General features: G+C 73.3%; 22 protein-coding genes and 3 pseudogenes. 14 read left to right on the top strand and 11 right to left on the bottom strand.

Annotation, left to right across the window (positions count from 1 at the left end):
- Window positions 1–28: 28 nt before the first annotated feature.
- A pseudogene (locus ACPPVO_RS41455) lies at window positions 29–1,183 on the bottom strand (ABC transporter substrate-binding protein).
- Between the two features lie 47 nt (window positions 1,184–1,230).
- Between ACPPVO_RS41455 and ACPPVO_RS41460 the strand changes: the two are divergent.
- Window positions 1,231–2,106: a virginiamycin B lyase family protein gene (locus ACPPVO_RS41460; protein ID WP_426504054.1), complete on the top strand. Its 876-nt coding sequence runs from the start codon at window positions 1,231–1,233 to the stop codon at window positions 2,104–2,106.
- Here the strand turns inward: ACPPVO_RS41460 and ACPPVO_RS41465 are convergent.
- Window positions 1,998–3,257, bottom strand: coding sequence for an MFS transporter (locus ACPPVO_RS41465; RefSeq protein ID WP_426504055.1), 1,260 nt, complete (start codon window positions 3,255–3,257; stop codon window positions 1,998–2,000). The genes ACPPVO_RS41460 and ACPPVO_RS41465 overlap by 109 nt on opposite strands.
- Before the next feature lie 86 nt (window positions 3,258–3,343).
- Here ACPPVO_RS41465 and ACPPVO_RS41470 point away from each other — a divergent pair, with 86 nt between their 5' ends.
- Complete coding sequence (locus ACPPVO_RS41470; RefSeq protein ID WP_426504056.1) at window positions 3,344–4,339, top strand: phosphatase PAP2 family protein; 996 nt, start codon at window positions 3,344–3,346, stop codon at window positions 4,337–4,339.
- Here ACPPVO_RS41470 and ACPPVO_RS41475 read toward each other — a convergent pair.
- The 4 genes from ACPPVO_RS41475 to ACPPVO_RS41490 form a co-directional block, all read right to left on the bottom strand.
- On the bottom strand, window positions 4,307–5,656 hold the full coding sequence (locus tag ACPPVO_RS41475; protein WP_426504057.1) for an EAL and HDOD domain-containing protein: 1,350 nt from the start codon (window positions 5,654–5,656) through the stop codon (window positions 4,307–4,309). The genes ACPPVO_RS41470 and ACPPVO_RS41475 overlap by 33 nt on opposite strands.
- 51 nt (window positions 5,657–5,707) lie before the next feature.
- Window positions 5,708–6,382 carry a GNAT family N-acetyltransferase gene (locus ACPPVO_RS41480; RefSeq protein ID WP_426504058.1) on the bottom strand — a complete coding sequence of 225 codons (675 nt, stop codon included), beginning with the start codon at window positions 6,380–6,382 and terminating at the stop codon, window positions 5,708–5,710.
- 58 nt (window positions 6,383–6,440) lie between these two features.
- Entirely contained in the window at window positions 6,441–7,556 is a 1,116-nt protein-coding gene (locus tag ACPPVO_RS41485) for a hypothetical protein (RefSeq protein ID WP_426504059.1), read from the bottom strand.
- A 264-nt stretch (window positions 7,557–7,820) separates the two neighbouring features.
- Window positions 7,821–8,441 carry a hypothetical protein gene (locus ACPPVO_RS41490; protein ID WP_426514787.1) on the bottom strand — a complete coding sequence of 207 codons (621 nt, stop codon included), beginning with the start codon at window positions 8,439–8,441 and terminating at the stop codon, window positions 7,821–7,823.
- Between the two features lie 23 nt (window positions 8,442–8,464).
- On the opposite strand from ACPPVO_RS41490, the gene ACPPVO_RS41495 reads away from it, so the two are divergent.
- The 3 genes from ACPPVO_RS41495 (at window position 8,465) to ACPPVO_RS41505 (ending at window position 10,661) form a co-directional block, all read left to right on the top strand.
- Complete coding sequence (locus ACPPVO_RS41495; RefSeq protein WP_426504060.1) at window positions 8,465–8,689, top strand: hypothetical protein; 225 nt, start codon at window positions 8,465–8,467, stop codon at window positions 8,687–8,689.
- 19 nt (window positions 8,690–8,708) lie between these two features.
- Window positions 8,709–9,935: a phosphoglycerate dehydrogenase gene (gene serA / locus ACPPVO_RS41500; protein ID WP_426504061.1), complete on the top strand. Its 1,227-nt coding sequence runs from the start codon at window positions 8,709–8,711 to the stop codon at window positions 9,933–9,935.
- 93 nt (window positions 9,936–10,028) lie between these two features.
- On the top strand, window positions 10,029–10,661 hold the full coding sequence (locus ACPPVO_RS41505) for an HNH endonuclease family protein (RefSeq protein ID WP_426504062.1): 633 nt from the start codon (window positions 10,029–10,031) through the stop codon (window positions 10,659–10,661).
- 88 nt (window positions 10,662–10,749) lie between these two features.
- Here ACPPVO_RS41505 and ACPPVO_RS41510 read toward each other — a convergent pair whose 3' ends face one another.
- On the bottom strand, window positions 10,750–11,820 hold the full coding sequence (locus ACPPVO_RS41510; protein WP_426504063.1) for an alkene reductase: 1,071 nt from the start codon (window positions 11,818–11,820) through the stop codon (window positions 10,750–10,752).
- 151 nt (window positions 11,821–11,971) lie between these two features.
- On the opposite strand from ACPPVO_RS41510, the gene ACPPVO_RS41515 reads away from it, so the two are divergent.
- From ACPPVO_RS41515 to ACPPVO_RS41525, 3 genes are all read left to right on the top strand, one after another.
- Entirely contained in the window at window positions 11,972–12,448 is a 477-nt protein-coding gene (locus ACPPVO_RS41515; protein WP_426504064.1) for a MarR family winged helix-turn-helix transcriptional regulator, read from the top strand.
- A 185-nt stretch (window positions 12,449–12,633) separates the two neighbouring features.
- Window positions 12,634–13,419, top strand: coding sequence for an aminoglycoside phosphotransferase family protein (locus ACPPVO_RS41520; RefSeq protein ID WP_426504065.1), 786 nt, complete (start codon window positions 12,634–12,636; stop codon window positions 13,417–13,419).
- Window positions 13,406–14,314 (top strand): ribonuclease Z, encoded by a 909-nt coding sequence (locus ACPPVO_RS41525; RefSeq protein WP_426504066.1) that lies wholly within the window; start codon window positions 13,406–13,408, stop codon window positions 14,312–14,314. Before ACPPVO_RS41520 ends, ACPPVO_RS41525 begins: the two co-directional genes overlap by 14 nt.
- Before the next feature lie 18 nt (window positions 14,315–14,332).
- Here the strand turns inward: ACPPVO_RS41525 and ACPPVO_RS41530 are convergent, their stop codons facing one another.
- Window positions 14,333–14,626 (bottom strand): DUF4193 domain-containing protein, encoded by a 294-nt coding sequence (locus tag ACPPVO_RS41530; protein ID WP_360372717.1) that lies wholly within the window; start codon window positions 14,624–14,626, stop codon window positions 14,333–14,335.
- A gap of 316 nt (window positions 14,627–14,942) precedes the next feature.
- On the opposite strand from ACPPVO_RS41530, the gene ACPPVO_RS41535 reads away from it, so the two are divergent.
- Together ACPPVO_RS41535 and ACPPVO_RS41540 are read left to right on the top strand one after the other, a co-directional pair.
- Entirely contained in the window at window positions 14,943–17,375 is a 2,433-nt protein-coding gene (locus ACPPVO_RS41535) for a GcvT family protein (protein WP_426504067.1), read from the top strand.
- Between the two features lie 223 nt (window positions 17,376–17,598).
- The gene (locus ACPPVO_RS41540; protein WP_426504068.1) at window positions 17,599–17,838 is read left to right on the top strand and encodes a hypothetical protein; all 240 of its coding nucleotides are present in this window, start codon (window positions 17,599–17,601) and stop codon (window positions 17,836–17,838) included.
- Between the two features lie 58 nt (window positions 17,839–17,896).
- Here the strand turns inward: ACPPVO_RS41540 and ACPPVO_RS41545 are convergent, their stop codons facing one another.
- The 3 genes and pseudogenes from ACPPVO_RS41545 to ACPPVO_RS41555 all read right to left on the bottom strand — a co-directional run.
- Window positions 17,897–18,058, bottom strand: coding sequence for a hypothetical protein (locus ACPPVO_RS41545; protein WP_426514939.1), 162 nt, complete (start codon window positions 18,056–18,058; stop codon window positions 17,897–17,899).
- Window positions 18,059–18,185: 127 nt separating this feature from the next.
- Window positions 18,186–18,428: pseudogene (locus ACPPVO_RS41550) on the bottom strand (VanW family protein); the annotation flags it as partial.
- 302 nt (window positions 18,429–18,730) lie between these two features.
- Window positions 18,731–19,591, bottom strand: a pseudogene (locus ACPPVO_RS41555) (VanW family protein); the annotation flags it as partial.
- 162 nt (window positions 19,592–19,753) lie between these two features.
- On the opposite strand from ACPPVO_RS41555, the gene ACPPVO_RS41560 reads away from it, so the two are divergent.
- The 4 genes from ACPPVO_RS41560 (at window position 19,754) to ACPPVO_RS41575 (ending at window position 22,342) form a co-directional block, all read left to right on the top strand.
- The gene (locus ACPPVO_RS41560; RefSeq protein WP_426504069.1) at window positions 19,754–20,581 is read left to right on the top strand and encodes an ATP-grasp domain-containing protein; all 828 of its coding nucleotides are present in this window, start codon (window positions 19,754–19,756) and stop codon (window positions 20,579–20,581) included.
- Window positions 20,574–21,113 (top strand): phosphoribosyltransferase family protein, encoded by a 540-nt coding sequence (locus tag ACPPVO_RS41565; protein WP_426504070.1) that lies wholly within the window; start codon window positions 20,574–20,576, stop codon window positions 21,111–21,113. Before ACPPVO_RS41560 ends, ACPPVO_RS41565 begins: the two co-directional genes overlap by 8 nt.
- A gap of 395 nt (window positions 21,114–21,508) precedes the next feature.
- On the top strand, window positions 21,509–21,844 hold the full coding sequence (locus ACPPVO_RS41570; protein ID WP_426504071.1) for a hypothetical protein: 336 nt from the start codon (window positions 21,509–21,511) through the stop codon (window positions 21,842–21,844).
- A 111-nt stretch (window positions 21,845–21,955) separates the two neighbouring features.
- Window positions 21,956–22,342, top strand: a complete 387-nt coding sequence (locus tag ACPPVO_RS41575; protein WP_426504072.1) for a hypothetical protein — start codon at window positions 21,956–21,958, stop codon at window positions 22,340–22,342.
- Window positions 22,343–22,344: the final 2 nt, after the last annotated feature.

Here is a 22,344-nt window from a genome sequence, read left to right on the forward strand (position 1 = left end):
TATCCCGGCCCCGCGGCGGCCAAACCTGTCAGCCCGAAACGCCGGGGGCGGTCGCGTCCCAGGTGCCGTAGTACCGGTTGACGAACACGTTCGTGAGGCGCGGGTTGCGGTAGTTGAGCACCTCGTCGTACACCAGGGGCAGCATCGACGCGTTGTCCATCACCGCGGCGTTGACCTGCTGCCAGATCCCGGCCGCGCGGACCGGGTCGGCGGTGGTGCGCGCGTTGTCGAGCTGCTGGTTGATCAGCGGGTCGTCGAGCTCGGCGTAGTTGTTGTTGCCGCTGGGCAGGATCTCCCGGCCGTCGATGATCGTCGGGTAGAAGCCGTACCCGGTCGGGAAGTCGGCGGACCAGGCCGACAGGATGATCCCGTAGCCCTTGCTGTGCACGTTGGCGGGGCTGCCGATGGTGGAGCGGGCGTAGAGCGACGGGTCCGACGGCTCGATCCGCGCGGTGATCCCGGCCCGGGCCAGGGCGGCCTGCACGGCCTCGGCGGTCTTGAGCGAGCGCGGGGTGTCGGTGCCGGCGATGACCGTGGCGAACCCGTCCGGCTTCCCGCACCGGCGCAGCTCGTCGCGGGCCTTGTCGACCTGCGGCCTACCGGACCTGGTCCGGTACGGGTCGAGCCCCTAGTCGTAGCCCGGGATGCCCGGCGGCAGCATGCCCCCGGCGATCTGCCCGGCGCCGCGCGCGGTCTGCACCGCACTCTTGTCCACCGCGTACTGCACCGCGCGCCGGCAGTGCACGTTGTCGAACGGCGCCATCTTCGTGCTCATCGCCGCGTACTGCACGAACCCGGTCGTCGGCTGGTCGGCGTTGCCGTCGCGGAGGCGGAACGTGTACGTGAGCCCGTCGCCGGAGACGTCCGGCGGCCCCGCGGCGAGGTCGGGCACGAGCTCGGTAGTGCCGGGGGCGGCCGCGGGCGTGAGCAGCGTGCGGACGTAGAGGCGCTGGAGGTTGTAGACGGCGTTGATGTACGAGCGCGTCGGGTCCCACGAGTCGACGTCGTTCGCGGTGGCGAGGTGCAGCGTCCCGCCGGCCGCCTCCGAGGGGTGGACGACGGCGGTGAGCCCGGCGTTGAACCCGGACGCCGGCGCCTGCTCCCCGGCGTCGTCGTTCTTCTCCGCGCACCCGCCGAGGAGCAGGACGAGAACACCCAGACCGACACGCAACGTACGGATCATCTCACCCAGAGTAGTCGTGAGCGACGCGGTGGTGGCACAGTTGTCGCATGAACCGACCGGCAAGCGGCATGCGGGAGTTCGAGCTCGGCGCGGCGGGCGGCGGCCCCTACGGCATCACGACCGGCCCCGACGGCGCCCTCTGGTGCACCCTGGTCCACGCGGGCGGGATCGCCCGGCTGGCCACGGACGGCGAGGCGACCGTGTTCCCCCTGGCCAACCCGGCGGCGGCCCCGTCGATCATCGTCCGCGGCGCGGACGACGCCCTGTGGTTCACCTGCTTCCGGGACGGCACGATCGGGCGCATCACGGCCGGCGGCGAGCTGTCTTCCCGGCCGGTGCCGTCCCCCTTCGGCCTGGCGGCGGCGCCGGACGGCACGCTGTGGAGCACGGAGCTGAACGCGGACCGCGTCTGGCGCCTCGACCCCGACGGCACGACGGCCCCGATCGACCTGCCCACCGCCGGCGCCATGCCGTCCATGCTGGCCGTCGGGCCCGGTGGCGCCGTCTGGTGCACGCTCAACCAGGGCAACGCGATCGCCCGGGTCGACACCGGCGCGATCCACGAGCTGCCGACCGCGGGCGCGGCCCCGGTCGGCATCACCACCACGCCCGACGGCGCCGCCTGGTTCGCCGAGATCGGCGCCGGGCAGATCGGGCGGATCACGCCGGACGGCCGGATCGACGAGTACCCGCTGCCGGACCGCGCCGCCCGCCCGCATGCCATCGTCGCCGACCCGGCCGGCGGCTGCTGGTACACCGAGTGGGCCGGCAACCGTCTCGGCCACATCAGCGCCGACGGCGCCCGGGTCACCTCCTACCCGCTGCTGACGCCGGGCTCCGAGCCGCACGGGCTCACCGTGGGGCCGGACGGCGCCGTCTGGGTGGCGCTGGAGATCGGCCGGGTCGCGCGCTTCGCCGCCTGACCCGCGAGCGCCGCCACGCCGCCGAGCAGGATCAGCGACACGGCGCTGACCAGCAGCGTCCGCTCGGGGCCGACCGCCGTGACCAGGGGTCCGCCGACCGCGGTGCCCACCGGCACCGCGATCACGGTGATCGAGCCGAACGCGGCCAGCACCGCCGACAGCCGGTCCGGCGGGGTGGTGCGCTGGAAGACCGCCATCACGATCGGCATGTACGGCGCCCAGCACAGCCCGGCCAGCGCGAACGCGGGCAGCGACAGCGCCGGCGGGGCGCCCAGGCCGAGCGGGAGGACCGCCACGCCGAACGCGAGGACCACGGGCCAGACCGGCAGGCGGCGCAGGTACGCGGTGGCCAGGCCGCCCGCGGCCGCGCCGATGCCGAAGACGGTGTAGTACAGGCCGAGCAGGGTCGCACTCGCGTGCAGGTCGTCGGCGATGTGCAGCGGCAGCGCGACGTAGAACGGGCCGAAGAGCAGGAAGAACACGAACGACAGCGCGAGCAGGGCGAGCTGGGCGCGGCCGAAGCGCACCGGCGTCCGCGCGGCCGGGGCGGCGGCCGGGGTCGTGGGCACGAGCCGGTACGTCAGGGCCAGCACGGCGAAGCTCGCCGCGTCGATCGCCAGGACCACGGCGGCGTTGGTCCAGCCGATGAGCAGCCCGGCCAGGGGCGGGCCGGCGATCGCGGCGGCCTCCGCGAGCGTGCCCAGGGCGCCGTTGGCGGCCAGATGGTGCTCCGGCGGGAGAATCTCCGCGATCAGGGTGTACCGCCCCGCCGAGCCCCAGGCCGCGAGCAGCGACGACACCGCCAGCAGCCCGATGTACAGCGCCGGGGGCAGCGCGCCGGCCGCGAACAGCAGCACGATCGCGGCCAGGGCGCTCGCACGCAGGATCGCGTTCCAGCCCGCGAGCTGGGCGCCGGAGCGGTGGCGCAGGTACCGCCCCAGCACCGCGCCGCCGAGGGCGCTCGGCAGCGAGTACGCCGCGACCGCGGCCGCCACCCAGGGGCCGCGCTGGCCCGCCGGGGCGAGCTGCAGGGCCAGCCAGCTGACGGCGACCAGCGACATGCCGTCGCCGAGCGCGGAGATCGCGATGCCCGGCAGGACACGGCGCAGCACGGGGTGGGTGAGGACCGGCCGGTACGGACTGGAGCGCATGCGGCCCAGCCGATCTCATGCGGTACGGCCGCGGCAAGGGATATCGCGATGGGCGCAATCGGCGCCATTGGGTTATCTTGCTGGCCATGCGTGGGTGGCCTTTCGGTCTCGCCTTGTGGCTGCTGGTCGTGGCGGCCGCGCAGGCGGCCGGTTTCGTTGCGGTCTGGCGGTTCTTCGTGCACAGCGAACACGGCCAGCTGCTGGACTTCGTGGCGCTCACGGGCAACAGCATCGGCCAGGCCCGCGTCGCCGGCCTGGTGCACGACACACTCAGCACCATCTCCGTCGTGTCCGTCGCCGGGGCCACGATCGCGATCGGCTTCATCGCCGTGGCCCGCCGGCGGGTGGCCCTGGCCGTCGGCGCGGTGCTGCTCATCGCCGGGTCGAACGCCACCACGCAGTACTTCAAGGAGCTGATCTACCGCCCGCACCTCGGCGTCGACGTGGACCGGGTCGCGGCCGGCAACAGCCTGCCGAGCGGGCACACGACGGTCGCCGCGTCGGTGGTGGTGGCGTTGGTACTCGTCGTGCCGCCCCGCACGCGCGGGCTCGTCGCGCTCGGCGGCGCGGTGATCGCCGCCCTCGTCGGCGTGGCGACGCTCTCGGCGGGCTGGCACCGGCCCAGCGACGCGGTCGCCGCCCTGCTCGTGGTCGGCGCGTGGGCCGCGGCGGCGAGCCTGTTCATCCTGATCGCCCAGCGCCGCCACGGCGGGGTGCGGTACGGGGCGGCGAACACGTACACGACGGTCTTCCTGGCCCTGGTCTCGATCGGGCTGCTGCTCGGGGCGGTGGCCGCGCTGCGGCTGACCGACGGGGTGATCGAACAGGCGGTGGACGACCTGAGCCGCCGGCGGCTGTTCGTCGCCTACGCGGGCGGGGCGCTCGGCATCGCCGGCACCGCGGGCCTGGTCGTCTCGGCCGTCCTGGCCACCGCGCACCGGGTCGTGCCGCTCTGGGTGCCGGACTATGCGGACGAGGAGCCGGAGCCGGACCCGTCCGACGAGACGACCCTGCGGCTGCCGGCGTCCGCCGACGACACGACGGTGCCGCTACGAGGCGGCGGGCTCGGGCTCGGCCAGTGACGCGTTCGTCCAGCTGAGCGCGGCCAGCAGCTCCGCGTGCAGCTCGCCGTCGGCCTCCAGCCGGGGCTCGCCGCGCTGGTAGGAGCGCACGTCGCGGAGCACCTCGCCGAGCTCGCCGCGGCCGTGCACGACCGCCTCGGCCACCTCCGCGGTCAGCGGCAGGTGGTCGGTGAGGACGCCGGCCGGGCCGCCGAGCAGGTCGCCGATCGCCGAGAGCAGGCCGACCGTGAAGGCCGTCGGGCCCGCGCCGGCGCCCCGGTGCTCGGCCACCGTCTGGCACATCCGGGCGCGGACCACGGCGTCGGTGAGGACCGACTCGTCGCCGTCGGCGAGGTCGGCGACCATCATGAGCGTCGCCCACTGCCGCACCTGGGGGATGCCCAGCAGTACCACCGCCTGGAAGATCGACGAGACCGGCCGCTTGAGGCCGTTGGCGGCGGCGTTGACCCCGCGCAGGATGCGCACGGCCAGGGCCGGGTCCCGCTCGATCGTGGCCACGGCGCGGTCGAGGTCGACGTCCTCGGCGGCGAGCTCGGTCAGCAGCCGCGCCCGGGCCAGCCGCGTCGGGTTCAGGGCCCGAGTGGTGACCAGGTGCGGGCGGGACAGCGCGTGGCCCTGGTACAGCTGGAACCGGTGCCGGATCGCCAGCTCCAGCAGCTCCTCGTTCTGGATGCGCTGGGCGATGAGCCGGATGCGGGGGATGCGCCGGCACTGGTCGACGATCGCGGCGATGGCGTGGCGGTCCCCGGCGAGCATGTCGACCTTCACGTAGTGCACGTGCGGCAGCAGGCGCGCCGTCGCCGGGTCGCCGGTGAAGCCGTCGACGGCGAGGCGGTGGCCCTTGCGGCAGCGCTCGACCGTGGCGACGAGCTCGTCGCCCGGCGTCTCGAGGATGTCGATCTTCACGTACGCGGCGAGCTCGAGCAGGGGCTCGTGCCCGAGGCCGAACACGTAGTCGTCGAGCGCGATGCGGTACCCCTGCCGCACCAGCTTTTCGACGGCGGCCACGACCGCGTCGTCGATCTCGACGGTCTCGAGGATCTCGAGGACCACCTGCTCGGCGTCGAACGGCAGGGGCAGCTCGCCGACCAGGAACTCCCGGGTCAGGTTCACGAAGCACAGCCCGTGCCCGCACAGCGGCTCGATGCCGATCCCGGTGAACGCGGTGATCAGGACCCGGCTCGTGGCGTAGGCGCCGCGCTCGTCGGCGTCGACGGCGGCGGCGTCGCCGCGGAAGAGCAGCTCGTACCCGTGCACGTCGCCGGACCGCGAGAAGATCGGCTGGCGGCCCACGTGCACGCCGGGACGGGGGAACACACCGCACTCATCGACCCGCCCGGCGCGGATCTGCGGATTCCGGTCCAGCCGTTACGCGGCGCCGGCCAGGGCGAGGATGCGCCAGCCCTCGTCGGGGAAGCCGGACGCGTCGGCGACGTGGGCGCTGGCCGTGTTCTCGGGGTCGTGCAGGTAGATCGCGACCGCGCCGGCCGCGACGATCCGGCGCGCGGCCCGGGACACGAGCCGGCGGGCCAGCCCCCGGCCGCGGGCCCGCTCGTCCGTGCCGACCGAGATCTCGACCCCGGACGGCCCGTGCGGCTTGAGCCCGACCCCGGCCAGGTACGCCCCGGTGCCCGGCTCCCGCGCGATGAGCACCTCGCCGGGGAAGGGCCGCAGCCAGTCGGGAATCCCGGGCGTGTCGGCGGGCTCCCACTCCCCCGCGCTGTCCATCGCCGCCGGCGTCTCCGACCACCGGAACACGCCGGTGAAGAAGCGCTGCTCGGGCCGGCCGACCAGGGACGGCAGCCGCTCGGCGAGGGCCGCGTCGAGCGCGCCGGGCGGGGTCGCGGCGACGAGCCGGGCGACGGCGTCGCGGGCGCCGGGCGGCACGGAGAGTACGCCGTTGCCGTCGCCGTCGGTCACGCCGAGGGCCCGCTGCTCGCCCCCGTCCCAGCGGGGCTTCTCCCGTAGCGGGGTACCGACGACGACGAGGCCCCCCGGGGACGGCCAGCTTCCGAGCCACGCGCGCAGGAAGGGATCGAGCACATGAGCATCTTAGGGGCTGTGGCGAAGTGGATGGCCGGGCCGTGGCGGGCTCAGGCCCCTAAGGTTGCGCGCGGTACTGCACGCCCATCACCCCGGCCACGCGCTTGGTCCAGTCGGCCGGTCCGTCGACGGTCCAGTTCTCGCCGAGCGCCATGAACAGGGGCCCGCGGCCGGCCTCGGCGGCCCACTGGGCCTCGATTTCGGCGTGCCCCGCGTACACGCCGACGCCGACCTGGCGCCCGCCGGCCGTGCAGCGCCCGCGCTCGCCGGCCTTGACGACCCCGGCGGGGGCCTCAACGGCCTCGTACCCGGAGCACGGCAGCCCGCGCCGGTCGAGGTAGTCGACGAGCGCCCGCGGCGATGAGAACGTCTGCGGCGCCACGTCCTCGGCGACGGACGGGGGCCGGTCGATCCGCCCGACGAGCACGACGGCCACGGCCCCGACGACGAGCACCCCGGCGGCGAGCGTGGCGATCATCGCGGTCGGCGGCCGGTGTACCGGGTGCTCCCTGGGCGGGGGCGGCGGCAACGGCTGCGTGGCGTCGTCGACGTCGGCCCCGAGCTCGGCGAGGACCTCCTCGTCGGTCAGTGCGCCGAAGTGGGCCGCGATGGCCCGGCGCGCGACGAGGCCGGCGTCGGCCTCTGTCTCACCTTGGATGACGGCGTCCCGGGCGGCGACGGCCGGAACGGCCTCCCGGTCGGCGAGCTGGGCGGCGTCACGGGCGGCGGTGCGTTCCGCGGCGGCGGCCGTGACCTCGGCCGGGGACGGCAGCGGCTGGGTGGCCTCGACGTCGGCGTCGAGCCGGGCCAGGATCAGGTTGACCGGCGACGCGCCCAGGTCGGCCGCGGTGACCTGGCGCATGACGAAGCCCATGGACACCGCGGCCGGGACGTCGGCGACCGGCCCGACGGCCCCGCCAACCGCGGCGGCGATCTCCACGGGCGCGGCGGAAACGGCCCCGGCGCGCGGCGCGGCAACGGCTTGCTGCGGGACGACGACCAGCGGGACGACAACGGCCTGCGGGGCTCTCGGCACGGTGGCTCGGAGGGCGGCGGCGATCTCGGCAGTGGACGGCAGCGGCTGGGCGGCCCGCGCGGCCTCGATCTCGGCCGGGGACGGCAGTGGCTGGGTAGCGGCGGCGTGGTCGAGGGGCTGCAAGGGCTGCACCTTCACGCGAGAACGCTACCGTGGCCCGTTGGCGGACTCAGCACTCCGAACGTACAGATCTCCTGATGGACTTCTGGCCATCCGACAATGGCCGCCCAATTGATGGCGATATTTCGGACACGTCCCGCCGCAACATATGAGCATTTATGGCCTGCCGGGCGAAAAGTCCGATAGGTGCGACCACACCGAGCGTGTCGATTTCACCCCACCGGCGGCGCCATGTGTCGGATTTCTTGCCTGACCGCGGGGTCGCCCGGCGCTACCGCGGGTTCACCCGGGCAGCGAGACGGCGATCTCCTCGCCCAGCGCCGCCCCGTGCTGCAGCTCGAGGTCGTCGCCGCTCCAGAACTTGCCCGGGTCGTACCAGTTGGCGCGCCGCCCCTTCGCGAGCAGGCCCATCTCCTCGTAGGTCACGGCGACGACCTCGGCGCAGTACGCGGTCTCGAGGCTGCCGCTCGTCGCCTCGCGCAGGTGGGGCAGGCGGCCCTTGAACCAGCGCCCGGCCAGCCGGGCCGTCGACGGGAACGGGGTGCCGTCCAGGCGGGCGACGGTGCGCAGCACGGCGTCCTCCATGGCCGGGCCGACCTCCGGGAACAGCTGGCGCAGCCAGGCGCGCTGGCCGTAGCGGCGGCCCCAGACGAGCACCGCTTCGCGCAGGTCGTGCAGCTGCACCCCGCGCTGGCGGGTGCCCGTCCACAGGTCTGGTAAAGACCGGCCCAGCTCCGCGTGCCACATGAGCGGCGGCATGTCGTCGAGCACGACGGCCATGCCGACGTGGTTGACCGGGCTGTTGGTAAGCGTCTGGATGGCGCGGTCGGCGGTCGTACGGCCACGGAACACCCAGAGGTCACCCGTGCGGGTCATTCGCACGGCCTCGTCGAGATCGACCATCACCGGGACTACCCTAGGGCCTCATGCGCATCAAGTGGTGGAAGGTGGCCGGCCTCGCCGGTGTCGTCGGCGTGGCGGCGACGGGAGTCCTGGTGGCACGGGCCGAGCGTCAGCGGCGCGCGTACACGCCGGAGGAGATCCGGGACAAGCTGCGCACACGGCACGCGGTCGCAGACCTGAGCGGCCAGCGTCACGGACCAGCCGCAAAGGACGGGACGAGTCGCGGCTCACGTACCAGTGGCAACTGAGGTCACCTAGGGTAGGAGTGTGCTGCCACTGACATCCCAGGCCGACCCCGTGCGGGTCCTGTTCCTCGAAAACATCCACCCGATCGCGGTCGAGCGGATGCGCTCCGAGGGCTACGAGGTCGAGACCGTCGGGCGCGGGCTCGACGAGGAGGAGCTGATCGCGAAGCTCGACGGGGTACACCTGCTCGGCATCCGATCGAAGACCCAGGTCACCGCCAACGTCCTGGCCTCCGCCCCGCATCTGCGCGCCATCGGGGCCTTCTGCATCGGCACCGACCAGATCGACCTGCGCTGCGCCGCCGAGTCCGGCATCGCGGTCTTCAACGCGCCGTTCTCCAACACCCGCAGCGTGGTGGAGCTGGCGATCGCCGAGATCATCGCGCTGACCCGGCGGCTGACCGAGAAGAACGCCGACATGCACAACGGCGTGTGGAACAAGGACGCCGCGGGCTCGCACGAGGTCCGCGGGCGCTCCATCGGCATCGTCGGCTACGGCAACATCGGCACGCAGCTGTCGGTCCTGTCCGAGAATCTCGGGCTGCGGGTGTACTTCTACGACACCTCCGAGCGGCTCACCCTCGGCAACGCCGTGCGCTGCAACTCCCTCGACGAGCTGCTCGAGGTCGCCGACATCGTGACCCTGCACGTCGACGGCCGCCCGGGCAACAGCGGCTTCTTCGGCGAGGGGCAGTTCGCGAAGATGCGCCCCCGCAGCATCTTCCTGAACCTCAGCCGCGGGTTCGTCATCGACCACGACGCGCTGCGCCGGCACCTCGACAACGGCCACCTCGCCGGGGCCGCGGTCGACGTGTTCCCGCAGGAGCCCAAGGCCAAGGGCGACGAGTTCGTCTCCGCCCTGCGCGGCCTGCCCAACGTGATCCTCACGCCGCACATCGGCGGCTCGACCGAGGAGGCGCAGTCCGACATCGGCGCGTTCGTGGCCGAGAAGCTGCACAAGTACGTCGCCGAGGGCTCGACCACGCTGAGCGTCAACCTGCCCTCGCTCAACCTGCAGCAGCTGCCGGACACGCACCGCATCGCCCTGCTGCACCACAACGTTCCGGGCGTCCTCGCCGAGGTGAACAGCATCTTCGCCGGTCACAAGGTCAACGTGGAGGGGCAGATCCTGGCCACCCGCGGCGAGTACGGCTACCTGCTCACCGACGTCGCGGCCCAGTACCCGCAGGAGATCCTGACCCAGCTGACCGACATGGCCACGACGGTCCAGCTGCGCGTCCTCTCCTAATATCGAGAACTTTCGATTACACGACACATCTGATACTGGTCTCGTTCACGACCGGGCGAAAGCGTGCTCCCAACGCATCCGAAGGGAGCACGCATGCTCAGGGTTGTCCGTGCGGCCGCCGTGGTCGCCCTCGCCGGCGCCGGCACAGTCGCCGCGCTCGCCGGCCCGGCCCGGGCCACCCCGCCCGGGATCCCGTCCAAGGCCACGGCGCAGACGCAGCTCAACGCGCTGACCGTGGCGAGCGAGGGGTCGATGAGCGGGTACAGCCGGGACCAGTTCCCACACTGGATCACCATCAGCGGCTCGTGCGACACGCGCGAGACCGTGCTCAAGCGCGACGGCACGTCGGTGGTCACGAGCAGCACCTGCGCGGCGACGTCGGGCCGCTGGTACAGCCCGTACGACGGCGCGACCTGGACCGCGTCCGGCGACGTCGACATCGACCACGTGGTGCCGCTGGCCGAGGCCTGGCGCTCCGGCGCGAGCGCGTGGACCACGGCCCGCCGCCAGAGCTTCGCCAACGACCTCACGCACCCGCAGCTCATCGCCGTGACCGACAACGTCAACCAGTCCAAGGGCGACCAGGACCCGTCGACCTGGCAGCCGCCGCTGACCTCCTACCGCTGCACCTACGCGCGGATGTGGATCAACGTGAAGTACACCTACGGCCTGAAGCTGCAGTCGGCCGAGAAGACGGCCCTGCAGTCGATGCTCAACGCCTGCTGAGGCCGAGCCGCCCGCGCGCGCAGGCGGCGCACCCCGCTTCGACGGGTGCGCCGCCGTGCAGCACCGCGGCGACGGGGCACGGCTCCGGTCAGGCCAGTGGCGGGTAGTCGGTGTAGCCGCGGTGGTCGCCGCCGAAGAACCCGGTCCGGTCCGGGGTGTTGAACGGGCCCCCGCCGGCCAGCCGGGCGGGCAGGTCCGGGTTGGCCAGGAACAGCGCGCCGAAGGAGATGAGGTCGGCGGTGCCGTCCTCGATGAGGGCCAGGGCGTCGGGGCCGGTCGGGGCAGGGTGGGTGTTCGGGTTGAGGATCAGGGCGCCGGGCCATTGGGCGCGCAGGCCGGCGGTGAGGGCGCGCTGTCCAGGGGCCTCCACGATGTGCAGGTAGCTGAGGCCCAGCCCGGCGATGCCGGCCACGAGCGTTTTGTAGGCCTGTTCCAGGTCGTCCTCGGCGATGTCGTGCAGCGGGTTGCCGGGCGAGATGCGCAGCCCGACCTTGTCGCCGCCGATCGCGGCGGTCACGGCGGTGGTGACCTCGGTGGCGAACCGGACGCGGCCCTCGATGGTGCCGCCCCAACCGTCGGTGCGCCGGTTGGCGTTGGACGACAGGAACTGGTGGATCAGATAGCCGTTGGCGCCGTGCAGCTCGACGCCGTCGAACCCGGCCGCGATGGCATTGCGGGCGGCCCGGGCGAAGTCGTCGACGGTCTGCGCGATGTCCGCCTCCGTCAGCGGCCGCGGCGTCGGGAACGGCTTGGGCCCCTCGTGGGTGTAGACCTGGCCCTGCGCGGCGACCGCGGACGGGCCGACCGGGACCAGGTCGCCCGGCAGGAAACCGGCGTCCCCGATCCGGCCGGTGTGCATGAGCTGCGCGAAAATCACGCCGCCGGCCCGGTGCACGGCGTCGGTGACCTTCCGCCAGGCGTCGACCTGCCCGGCCGAGTGCAGGCCGGGGGTGTCGGGGTAGCCCTGTCCGACCATCGAGGGCTGGGTGCCTTCGGTGACGATCAGGCCGGCGCTCGCGCGCTGGGCGTAGTAGTCGGCCATCAGGTCGGTCGGCGTTGCGCCGGGACCGTAAGCCCGGCCGCGGGTCATCGGGGCCATGACGATCCGGTTGGCCAGTTCCACGCTGCCCAGGCGGAACGGTTCGAAAGCGGTGGTCATGATCGTTCGCTCCTGTAGTCGAGTCCCGCGGCGCCGGACTTCCACGGTCCTATTGTTGACTCGGTCAATCATTTAGCAGGTCACGCATACGTCACTGTAGCGCGATACGTGACGAGGTCAACCACTGAGTCGGTGTAGTATTGTGGAGCACATGACAGCGCAGGAGGCCCGCCTCGCCGAGGCCGGCCGGCTGGCCGGGATGCTGGTCGAGGTCGCCGAGCAGGCGAAGGCCGAGTTCGCCGACACGGTGGCCGAACTCGGCCTGCCCGTGTCGCTCGCGCGCGCGATCGTGCTGCTCACCACGCCGGCACCCATGCGGGACCTGGCCGAGCACCTCGCGTGCGACCGCTCCTACGTCACGAATCTGGCCGACCAGCTGGAGCAGCGCGGGCTGCTGACCCGGGTGCCGGGTCAGGACCGCCGCGTCAAGCTGCTCGCGCTCACCGACGCCGGAATGGCGGTGCGCAACGAGATCTTCGAGGCGGTGGCCGAGCGCAACATGATTCTGCGACGCCTGACCGACGCTGAACGCAGGAGCCTCGCGCCGCTGCTCGAGCGCCTCCTCGACGACAGCGCCGACAGCGGCCGGCCGACCCCGCGGACCACGCACCGGGACGGCACCTGCTGACGCGCCGGCGCATCGATCCGCCCGGCACCACGACCGTGGACCATCCTGACCTGCATTCAAGGGGACGCCCCATGAGCTTCGACACCCGCCCGGGAACGCACGGCACCCGCCAGCCCAACGGTCGGCTCCGCGAACAGGCGTGACCACCGCGGCGGCAGAAGCTCGAGAACGGTACCGTCGCCGGGATGGCGCCCCGCGAACCGGTCGAAGCCGGCACGGTACTGCAGAACGACCCGCACCGGGCCGTGGTGCGCATCGGCGCCACGGTCCGCCGGCCGGTGCAGCCCTGGAGCGCCTCCGTCCACGGGCTCCTGGCCCACCTGGAGAGCGCCGGCCTCCCCTGGGCGCCGCGGTTCCTGGGCATCGACGAGCAGGGCCGCGAGGTGCTCACCTACCTGGAGGGCGAGTCCGGCGGGGCCGGGTGGCGCCACGCCGCGCGGGAGGACGGGCTCGCGGCCATGGCGCGGCTGCTGCGGGAGTACCACGAGGCCGTGGCCGGATTCCGGCCGGCCGGGCCCTGGGCCGGGCACGACGGGGCGTTCGGGGACGGGGAGATCCTGTGCCACGGGGACTTCGGGCCCTGGAACCTCGTCTGGCGCGACGGCCGGCCCGTCGGCATCCTCGACTGGGACTACGCCTGGCCGCAGCCGCCGGTGCACGACGTCGCCTACGCGCTGGAGTACGTGGCCCCGTTCCGGCCCGACGACGAGGCCGTCCGCAGCTACGCGCACCCCGGGCCGCCCGACCGGCGGCGGCGCATCGAGGTGTTCGCGCGGGCGTACGGGATCGCCGCCGACGGGCTCGTCGCGCAGGTCGTCGCGGCGCAGGAGGTCGTGCTCGCCCGGGTCCGGGCGCTCGCCGCGCAGGGGTTGCAGCCGCAGGCGGACTGGGCGGCCTCGGGCGTCATCGGCGAGACCGAGGCGCGGATCGCGTGGAGCCGGCGGTACAGTCGCGGCGATGTCGCCCCGTGAACTCGTCGTGCTCGGCACGGCCAGCCAGGTCCCGACGCGCCTGCGCAACCACAACGGATACTTCCTGAGCTGGGACGGCGAGGGGTTCCTCTTCGACCCCGGCGAAGGCACCCAGCGGCAGATGACCCACGCCGGCGTCGCCGCGAGCGACATCACCCGGATCTGCCTCACGCACCTGCACGGCGACCACTGCCTCGGCCTGCCCGGGATCGTCCAGCGCATCTCGCTGGACGGCTCACCCCACGACGTGCAGGCCTATTTCCCGGGCTCCGGCGAGGTGTACTTCGACCGCCTCCGCCACGCCACCCCGTTCCACGACACCGCCCGGATCGCGAAGCGCCCGATCGCCGGCGAGGGGCTGCTGACCGTCGCCGAGACGGAGCGCTGGACCCTGCAGGCGCACCGGCTCGACCACGGCATCGAGGCCTTCGGCTACCGGCTGGTCGAGGCCGACGGGCGGCGGATGATCCCCGAGCGGCTGCGCGAGCACGGCATCGCCGGGCCGGACGTCGGCGCGCTCCAGCGGGCGGGTGAGCTGCGCGGCGTACGGCTGGAGGACGTGAGCGAGCCCCGGCGCGGGCAGCGCTTCGCGTTCGTCATGGACACGCGGCTCTGCGTGGGCGCCCGGGCACTGGCCGAGGGGGCCGACGTGCTCGTGATCGAGTCGACGTACCTCGCCGAGGACGAGGGACTGGCCGTCGCGCACGGGCACCTCACCGCCGCCCAGGCGGCGCGGGTGGCCACGGATGCTGGGGTGCGCACGCTCGTGCTCACCCACTTCTCGCAGCGCTACGACGACCCGTCGCGCCTCCGATATATGAGGGAGGCGCAATCGGTGTTCGACGGCCAGGTTGTCGTGGCCGAGGACCTGACCAGGGTCAAGATCCGCGGCTGAGCGACGGTTCCGGGCAGATCAGTCACATTCGGTGCAGATAGGCGCGCCGTTCTTCTCGCGGGACAGCTGGCTGCGGTGGTGCACGAGGAAGCAGCTCGAGCAGCGGAACTCGTCGACCCGCATGGGTACGACCGGAACCGTGAGCTCCTCGTCGGTCAGTTCGGCGCCGGGCAGCTCGAACCCGGCCTCGTTCTCGTCCACGTCGACGGACGCCGACTGGCCGTTCGCCCGGCGCGCGGTGAGCTCCTCGAGGCTGTCCTCGGCGAGATCCGCTCCGACCGGGTTGCGTGGCGCGTCGTAGTCGGTGCTGATGGCCATGGCGTTCACCCTCTCTTGGTGACTTGGTTGTGTAACGAACGCCGCCGGCCTCGGATGTGTTCCCGACCGACATGAATGAATCCAGGAGTGTTCCGGCTCACACCGATTCACCCCCGATCCGGCGCGATTTGGTCCACTGTGGACATATCAACAGCGGCAGCGCCAACGAGGCTACCTCGCCGCGTCGCCTGTGCGGGGACTTTTGGGATTCTCGGCGCGAATCTTGCCGCGCCGCCCAGAGAACCGCAGGTCGGGACGTCGGACTGGCCGTATGGAGGAACGCGGCAGAGGGGCCCACTACAGTTTCGGCATGAACCTTCCGCAGCGTGCCCACGTGGTCGTCGTGGGCGGTGGTGTCATCGGGACATCCGTGGCGTATCACCTGGCCAAGGCCGGCGTCCGCGATGTGCTGCTGCTCGAGCGCGACCGCCTCACCGCCGGGACCACCTGGCACGCCGCCGGGCTCATCGTTACGTTCGGGTCGCTGTCGGAGACGTCGACCCGGATGCGACAGTACACCCGCGACCTCTATGCGCACCTCGAGGACGAGACCGGGCTGTCGACGGGCCTGCGGCAGTGCGGGTTCATCGAGGTCGCCGCGGACGCGGGGCGGCTCGAGGAGTACCGCCGCGTCGCCGCCTTCAACCGGCACCTCGGCGTGGACGTCCACGAGATCTCCCCGGCCGAGGTCCGCGGCCTCTTCCCGCTCGCGCGCACCGACGACATCCTGGCCGGGTTCTACGTCCCCGACGACGGCCGCGCCAACCCGGTCGACGTCACGATGTCGCTCGCCAAGGGCGCGCGCCTGCTCGGGGCGACGATCCGGGAAGGTGTACCGGTCACCGGCACCCTGCGCCGCCGGGGCACGGTCACGGGCGTGCGCACCCCCTTCGGCGACGTCGAGGCCGAGTTCGTGGTGAACTGCGCCGGCATGTGGGCCCGCCAGCTCGGCGAGGAGGCCGGGGTGAGCGTGCCGCTGCAGGCGGCCGAGCACTACTACCTCATCACCGAGCCCATCGACGGCGTCACCGCCGACCTGCCGGTGCTGGAGGACCCCGGCTCCTTCGGGTACTTCCGGGAGGAGACCGGCGGCCTGATGGTCGGGCTGTTCGAGGGCGCGGCCGCGCCGTGGAGCGTCGACCGGGTGCCCGACGGGTTCTCGTTCGGCACGCTGCCCCCCGACTGGGACCGGATGGCGCCCTACCTGGAGCGGGCGATGGCCCGGATCCCGGTGACCGCGACCGCCGGGGTGCGGACCTTCTTCTGCGGCCCGGAGAGCTTCACCCCCGATCTCGCCCCCGTCTTCGGGGAGTCGCCGGAGCTGCGCAACTACTTCGTCGCGGCCGGGCTCAACTCGATCGGCATCCTCACCGGCGGCGGCATCGGCCGGGCGATGGCGGCCTGGATCACCGAGGGCCGCCCCGACGTCGACGTGACCGGCATGCACATCGACCGGCTCCAGCCCTACCAGCGCAACCGGGAGTACCGGGCCGCCCGCACCGTCGAGGCGCTCGGGCAGGTGTACGCGACGCACTACCCGGACAAGGCGCTCACCTCGGGCCGCGACGCCCGCCGCTCGCCGCTGCACGACCGCGTCGAGCCGCTGCAGCCGTACCGCCGGGACGTCTCCGGCTGGGAGATGCCCGACGTGTACGGCTTCGACGGCAAGCCCACGCCGTCCTGGGGGCGCCCGGACTGGTTCGCGCAGTGGGCCGCCGAGCACAGCGCCGCCCGTGCGGACGCGGTCCTCATGGACATGTCGTTCATGGCGAAGTTCCTGGTCGAAGGCCGCGACGCCGCCGCCGCGCTGGAGGAGCTCTCGGCGAACCGGGTCGCCGATCCGGATCAGGGCGCCCGGGTCACCTACACCCAGTGGCTCAACGAGGGCGGCACCATCGAGGCCGACCTGACCGTCACGCGGCTCGACGAGGACCGGTTCTGGGTCGTCGCCTCCGACACCGCCCACCGCCACGCGTTCGCCCGCCTGCGCCGCCACCTCGACGGCCGGCTGGCCTTCGCCGCCGACGTCACCTCGGGCTGGGCACAGCTCAACGTCCAGGGCCCCCGCTCCCGGGAGATCCTCGCCGCGGCCGCCGAGGCCGACGTCACGCTGCCGTTCCGCGGGGCGGCCGAGCTCGAGATCGGCTTCGCGCGGGTGCTGTGCCTGCGTATCACGTACGTCGGGGAGCTGGGCTACGAGCTCTACGTCCCCGCCGAGCAGGCGGTGCACGTCCACGACCGCCTGGTGGCCGCCGGGGCCGGGCACGGGCTGCGCCACGCCGGGCTCAAGGCGCTCGCGAGCCTGCGGCTGGAGAAGGGGTACCGCGACTACGGCCACGACATCGACAACACCGACGACGTGCTGGAGGCCGGGCTGGGCTTCGCCGTGGCGCTGGACAAGGAGCACTTCATCGGCCGCGACGCCGTCCTGGCCCGCAAGGCCCGCGGCCCGCTGACCCGCCGGCTCGTGCAGGTGCTCGTCACCGACCCCAAGGCCCTGCTGCACCACGCGGAGGTCGTCCGGCGGGACGGGCGCGACGTGGGCTACGTCCGTGCGGCCTCCTACGGGCACACGCTCGGCGGCGCGGTCGGGCTGGCGATGCTCGACGCCGGGTCCGAGCCGCTCGACCAGGCCTGGCTGGACGCGGCCCCGCTGACGGTGGAGATCGCCGGCGCGACGTACCCGGCCCGCGCCTCGCTGCGGCCCCTGTACGACCCCGCGAGCGAGCGCGTGCGGGTTTGAGCCCGGTGACAGGACCGTGACAGCGCGGGTACAGCACCGTCCCGCCGGTGAAGATCGGTAACGGCTGGTAGCACGTCGAGCGCAATATGTTACCCAGCGTGGCCAACTGCGCACATGCTGTGTGGTGGCGGGCGCGCGGCGGCCGCCCACCACGGGCCGCGCTGGGTGGCCCGTACGCGCGCGGGCAATGCCGCCCGCGCCGACACGGGGGAGCTGGACGGACATGCGGATCAGGAGACTCGGCCTGACGGCGGTCGCGCTGGGGCTGGCGGTCGCGATGAGCACCGGCGGGCCGGCCTCGGCGTCGGGCACGTACTCGTTCGCGGGCGCGGCCGACTGGGACAACGACGGCCACACCGACCTGATCGCCCGCAAGACGAACAACGACCTGTGGGTGTTCCCGGGCGAGTCGAGCCGCGGCGTGAGCGGCCAGGAACCGGTGCAGATCGGCACGGGCTGGTAGCTTTCGCACGATAAGTCCGGCGACCCCCTCCGCCGGACTTATCGTACATATCGCGTTATTATGGCTTTGCGCCGCAGATGAAGTGGGGCTCGGGGTCGTAGCGCCACGAGAAGCGCTCGCGGCGCACCTCCCGGCCGTCGCGGCTGAAGATCCGGTACGCCTCCTGCGTGAAGCCGGGCGCGCCCGCGGTCGGGTTGCAGTCGGACTCCTGCAGGTACACCGTCTTCGGCTCGACCGGTTTCGTGCGCGGGCCGTAGAGGGTGGTGATGTCGTAGGGCTTGGTGCCTGTACAGGGTCACGGTCACCGAGTCGTCGCCCGTCGCGGTGTCGATCAGGATGCCGCTCGGGCCGTCGTTGCGCAGCCACAGGTCCAGCGACGGGTAGACCACCGTCGCCTCGATCACGGCCGGGTACCGGTCGAAGTAGTAGCTGTGCGGGTGGTGCTCGACGTCCTGCAGGCCCGCGAGGTACGCGGCGTTGAACAGGGTCGTGGCGACCTGGGACACGCCGCCGCCCGAGCTGTTCTTGATCTTGCCGTTCTCGATGCCGGGCGCGTGGACGTAGCCCTTGGCCTGCGTGCGCTCCCCCACGCGCTCGTTGAGGCTGAAGTCTCCCCCGGCCGGATGAGCAGGCCGCGCAGCGCCTCGACCATGGTGCGGATGTTCACCACGCGCGGCTGGCCCGGCTCGAAGTGCGTGGTGAACGTGCCGACGGGCGCCGAGACGCCCAGCTTGGCCAAGGACGCCGCGGTTGTACCCGCACGAGCCGGCACCAGCGACACCTCCACCCGCCGCGGCGTGGCCGTCGAGCGCAGCGCCTCCAGCAGGCGCGGGGCGGCCAGGTCGACCTGGCTGCCGTCGGTCTCGGGGCGCACGACCGGCCGGCCGCCGGCGATCTCGAAGCGGGCGTCGGTCGCCGGGATCTCCACGCGCGCGAACCCGGCCGCGGCCGACTTGCGCAGCGCGGCGGCGTCGAGCGCGGGCACGATCCGCCCGTCCGGGTCGGACTCGAGGCGCAGTGCGGCCGCGATGCCGGACGTCGGCACCGTCACGTCGCCGCGCGGCGTGGCCAGCACCAGCGGCGCGGCGACGGCCGGGGTGGCGAGGTCGCGCACGAGCCGGTCCACGTCGGCGCGGGTGTCGTGCGGCACCAGGTCCACGACCGGGAACTCGAGCGCGTCCCGGCGCAGCCAGCCGGCCTCGGCCAGCCGGGCCGCGCCGAGGCGGTCGAGGCCGCGGCCCCGCTCGGGGTACACCGGCAGCGGGCGCAGGCCGTCGAAGCGCACGGCGGGCAGGACCGGCGCATCGCCCTGGGCGCCGAGGTGGTCCATCAGCGAGGCGAAGAGGCGGCCCGCGTCGACGTGCACGACCGGCTCGACGTCGGTGCCGCCGAAGGGCACGGTCGTCGCGGCGGCCGCGCGGTCGACCGTCGCCGCGACGTCCAGGGTCAGGCCGACGACCGCCGGGTCGAGGACGGCGGGCTCGGTGCCGACCTTGACCGCGACCGGCCGGCGCAGGCGGGCCGCGACCTCGGCCTCGAGGGCCCGGCGGGCGTCCTCGCGGGAGCGGCCGCCGAGGTCGATGCCGAGCACGCGGACCCCGCGGTCGACGTCATGGGCGTAGGTGCGCAGCGCCGTGAGACCGGACGCGACGACGAGGAGCGTGACGGCGATCACCAGGCGCCGGCGCCGCACGGCGCGGCGACGACGGACCAGCGGCGGTACCACGGGCCGCGTCCGGAGCTCGGTAGCCATATGACTACCGTGCCCGATTTGTCAGTTTCTTTACCAAAAGTCGACCTCGATGTCCCCGAAAGTGTCACATCGGATGCCCTGGGTGAGCACGCGCGGGCCGAGGTTGTGCCGTCTGTGGAATCCGGCAACGACACTGACGAGCCTCGCTGGCAGGATATGGGGGTGCGTCAGTACCGGACCCTGGCAATGCGGGTGCGCTCGCCCGAGGCGAGCGCGGCCCTGACGCATGCCGCCGAGCGCATCGGGCTGCCGGTGGCGCAGCTGCCGGGCGACCCGGCCGAGGTCGACGGGCTGCACTCCGCCGACGGCGTCGCCTGGCGGGCCGCGGGCGGCTACCTGACCACCCTCATCGCCGGCGGCGCCGACGTGTGCCTCTCCGGCGCGTCCCCGTCCTGGTTCGCCGCGCTGCCCAAGGACGTCACGGGCCGCGACATCCGCCTGGTCAGCGTCGGCGAGGCCCCCGACTTCGTGGGCCCGCGCCCGGCCGTGGCCAAGCTGGCCGACGAGAAGCACCCGGCGTTCTCCGCGGCCTGGGTCCGCAACGCCGACGACCTGCGCAACCGCCTGCGCACGGCCCGCCTCCCGGCCGACAGCACGCTGATCATCATGGACCACTGGCTCGACCTGGCCTCGGAGTACCGCGTCTTCACCATCGGACGCCTGCCGGTGGCCTGGTCGCCGTACGTGGTCGAGGGCGAGGAGTGGAGCCCGGCGCTGCGCATGCACCGCGCGTCGTGGCACGACGAGGCGGCCGCGTTCGTCGCCCTCATGCTCGCCGACCTGCCGGCCCAGAACGTGCCCCCGACCGCGGTCATCGACGTCGGCCGCACCGAGTCCGGCCAGTTCGCGGTGCTCGAGGTCAACAACGTGTGGAGCTCCGGCCTGTACAGCTGCGACCCCGACGGCGTCCTGCGCGCCGTCCTGGCCGCGAACGACCCCGACTGCGACCCGCGCTGGCGCTGGCAGCCGGCCCCGGCCCTGGGTGCCTGAGCTCCGCGAGCGCCTCCGCGTCGGCTTCCACTGGCGCGGCGGCCCCGACGTGGCGTTCGCGGACATCACCGAGTGGTGGCGCGACCCGGTGGTGCTGCGCGACCTCCCACCGGCCGTGGCCGCCCTCGTGCCCGGCTCCCCCACCGTGGTCCTCGGCCCGGCGTCGCGCGGCACGCTGCTGGGCGCGCTCGTCGCGGCGGCCCTGGGCGTCGGGCTCGTCGAGGTACGCAAGAACGACCGGGTCGCCCTGCACTCCGAGTTCTACACCCACCGGCGGCTGCCGGACACATACCACGGCGGCGGCGCGGTGCTGAGCTTCCGGCGCGCCCTGGTCCGCCCGTCCGACCGCGTGCTGTGCGTGGACGACTGGGTGGAGAGCGGCGCGCAGGCCCTGGCGATCCAGGAGATGGTGCACGAGATCGGCGCGACGTGGCTGGGCCTGGCGTGCGTGGTCGACGACCTCGCGGAGCGCCCGGAGACGCGCACCCGCCTGGCCGCGCGCGCCCTGATGGCGGCCGACGAGCTGTACTGAACGCCGGCGATCCGGTCGCGCGGAGCGCTCGAGGTCGACGGCCCGTGCCGCGGGCATGCCTGAGGCGGACGTCGCCCGCCAGCCTGCCGCCGGCGAGGTCGACACCGCCGCCGATCGTGGCGCGGAACAGGTCGATCGCGCCCTCCGGCCCGGGATCGGTGACGCTGAGCCCGGCCAGGCGGAGCCCGCCGGTCACGTCGGCGGACCGCAGGTCCACGGTGCCGGCGAGCTCCGTGTCCGGGCCGGCCGCCGGCGGGCCGCGGCCCGCACGGTCACGGTCGGACCTCGCGCACGGAGCTGCGGCCTCGGATAGGGCTTCACATCTCGCCACGAGGACCGTCCGGCTCGAGCAGGTCACGTTCGTCGATGTCGACCAGGACGGCGGCCAGGAAGCCGTGGCCAGGTACTCCTGCGGCACGGCCCGGTTGGTCACCGGGCAGGTGCTGGTGCTGCGACGCGACCCGGCCGGTGGCATCGGCACGTTCGGCCAGGTGTTCCGGCAGACCGGTGCGGCGAAGGCGATCTGCGACATCAGGCCTGGCGACGGTAAGTACAGCGTGAGCGTCAAGGTCGCCAGCGAGCCGCTGGGCGCCGACTGCGCGTTGGGCGGCACCGGACTGGTCAGGACGACGTGGGGCTCGTTCAACTACGACTGGCGCGAGCGGACCTTCGTCAAGATCGGCGAGCCGTTCTCGTTCTCGGTCCCCTCCGCGAATCCCGGGACGACGTGACCGGCACCGGCCGGCGGCCGCCGCGACGGGATCTCCGGCGTCGCCCGTACAGTCGCGTAGACGTCCGACGAACCGTGGCAGAGCTACCGGCGCCACCGGCTCCCGCGCGGCTTGTCGTACCCGGTCGGGCGGTCGATCGTCGAGGCGTCGCTCCGGGCCGCCGGTGTGCTCCTCCTCGCGCTGGACTTCTCCCGAGGCGAGGGTGACCAGGCCGTCACGGTGTTACTGCGGGCCGCCAGATACTCGGAACTCGGCAGCACCTACCACCTGCCCCGGGGAATACCCAGCCGTCCACGCCGCGTCCTGACGCTCTACGCCGTTCCCAGCGAGGTCCGCACCGAGGCCCGGGCCGCGCTCACGACCGGCGGCGGCCTTCACCGCGCCTGCGCATTGCTGGCCGGCGCCGAGCATGCGAACCCGACCTGGCTCGACAAGTCGCACCACTGGACGGCGTACCTGCGCGACGGCGTGCTGGGCCAGGAGGAGACCGAAGGCTGAAG

Origin of the sequence: Dactylosporangium sp. McL0621, assembly GCF_049995355.1 — a bacterium.
Classification (GTDB): Bacteria; Actinomycetota; Actinomycetes; order Mycobacteriales; family Micromonosporaceae; genus Dactylosporangium.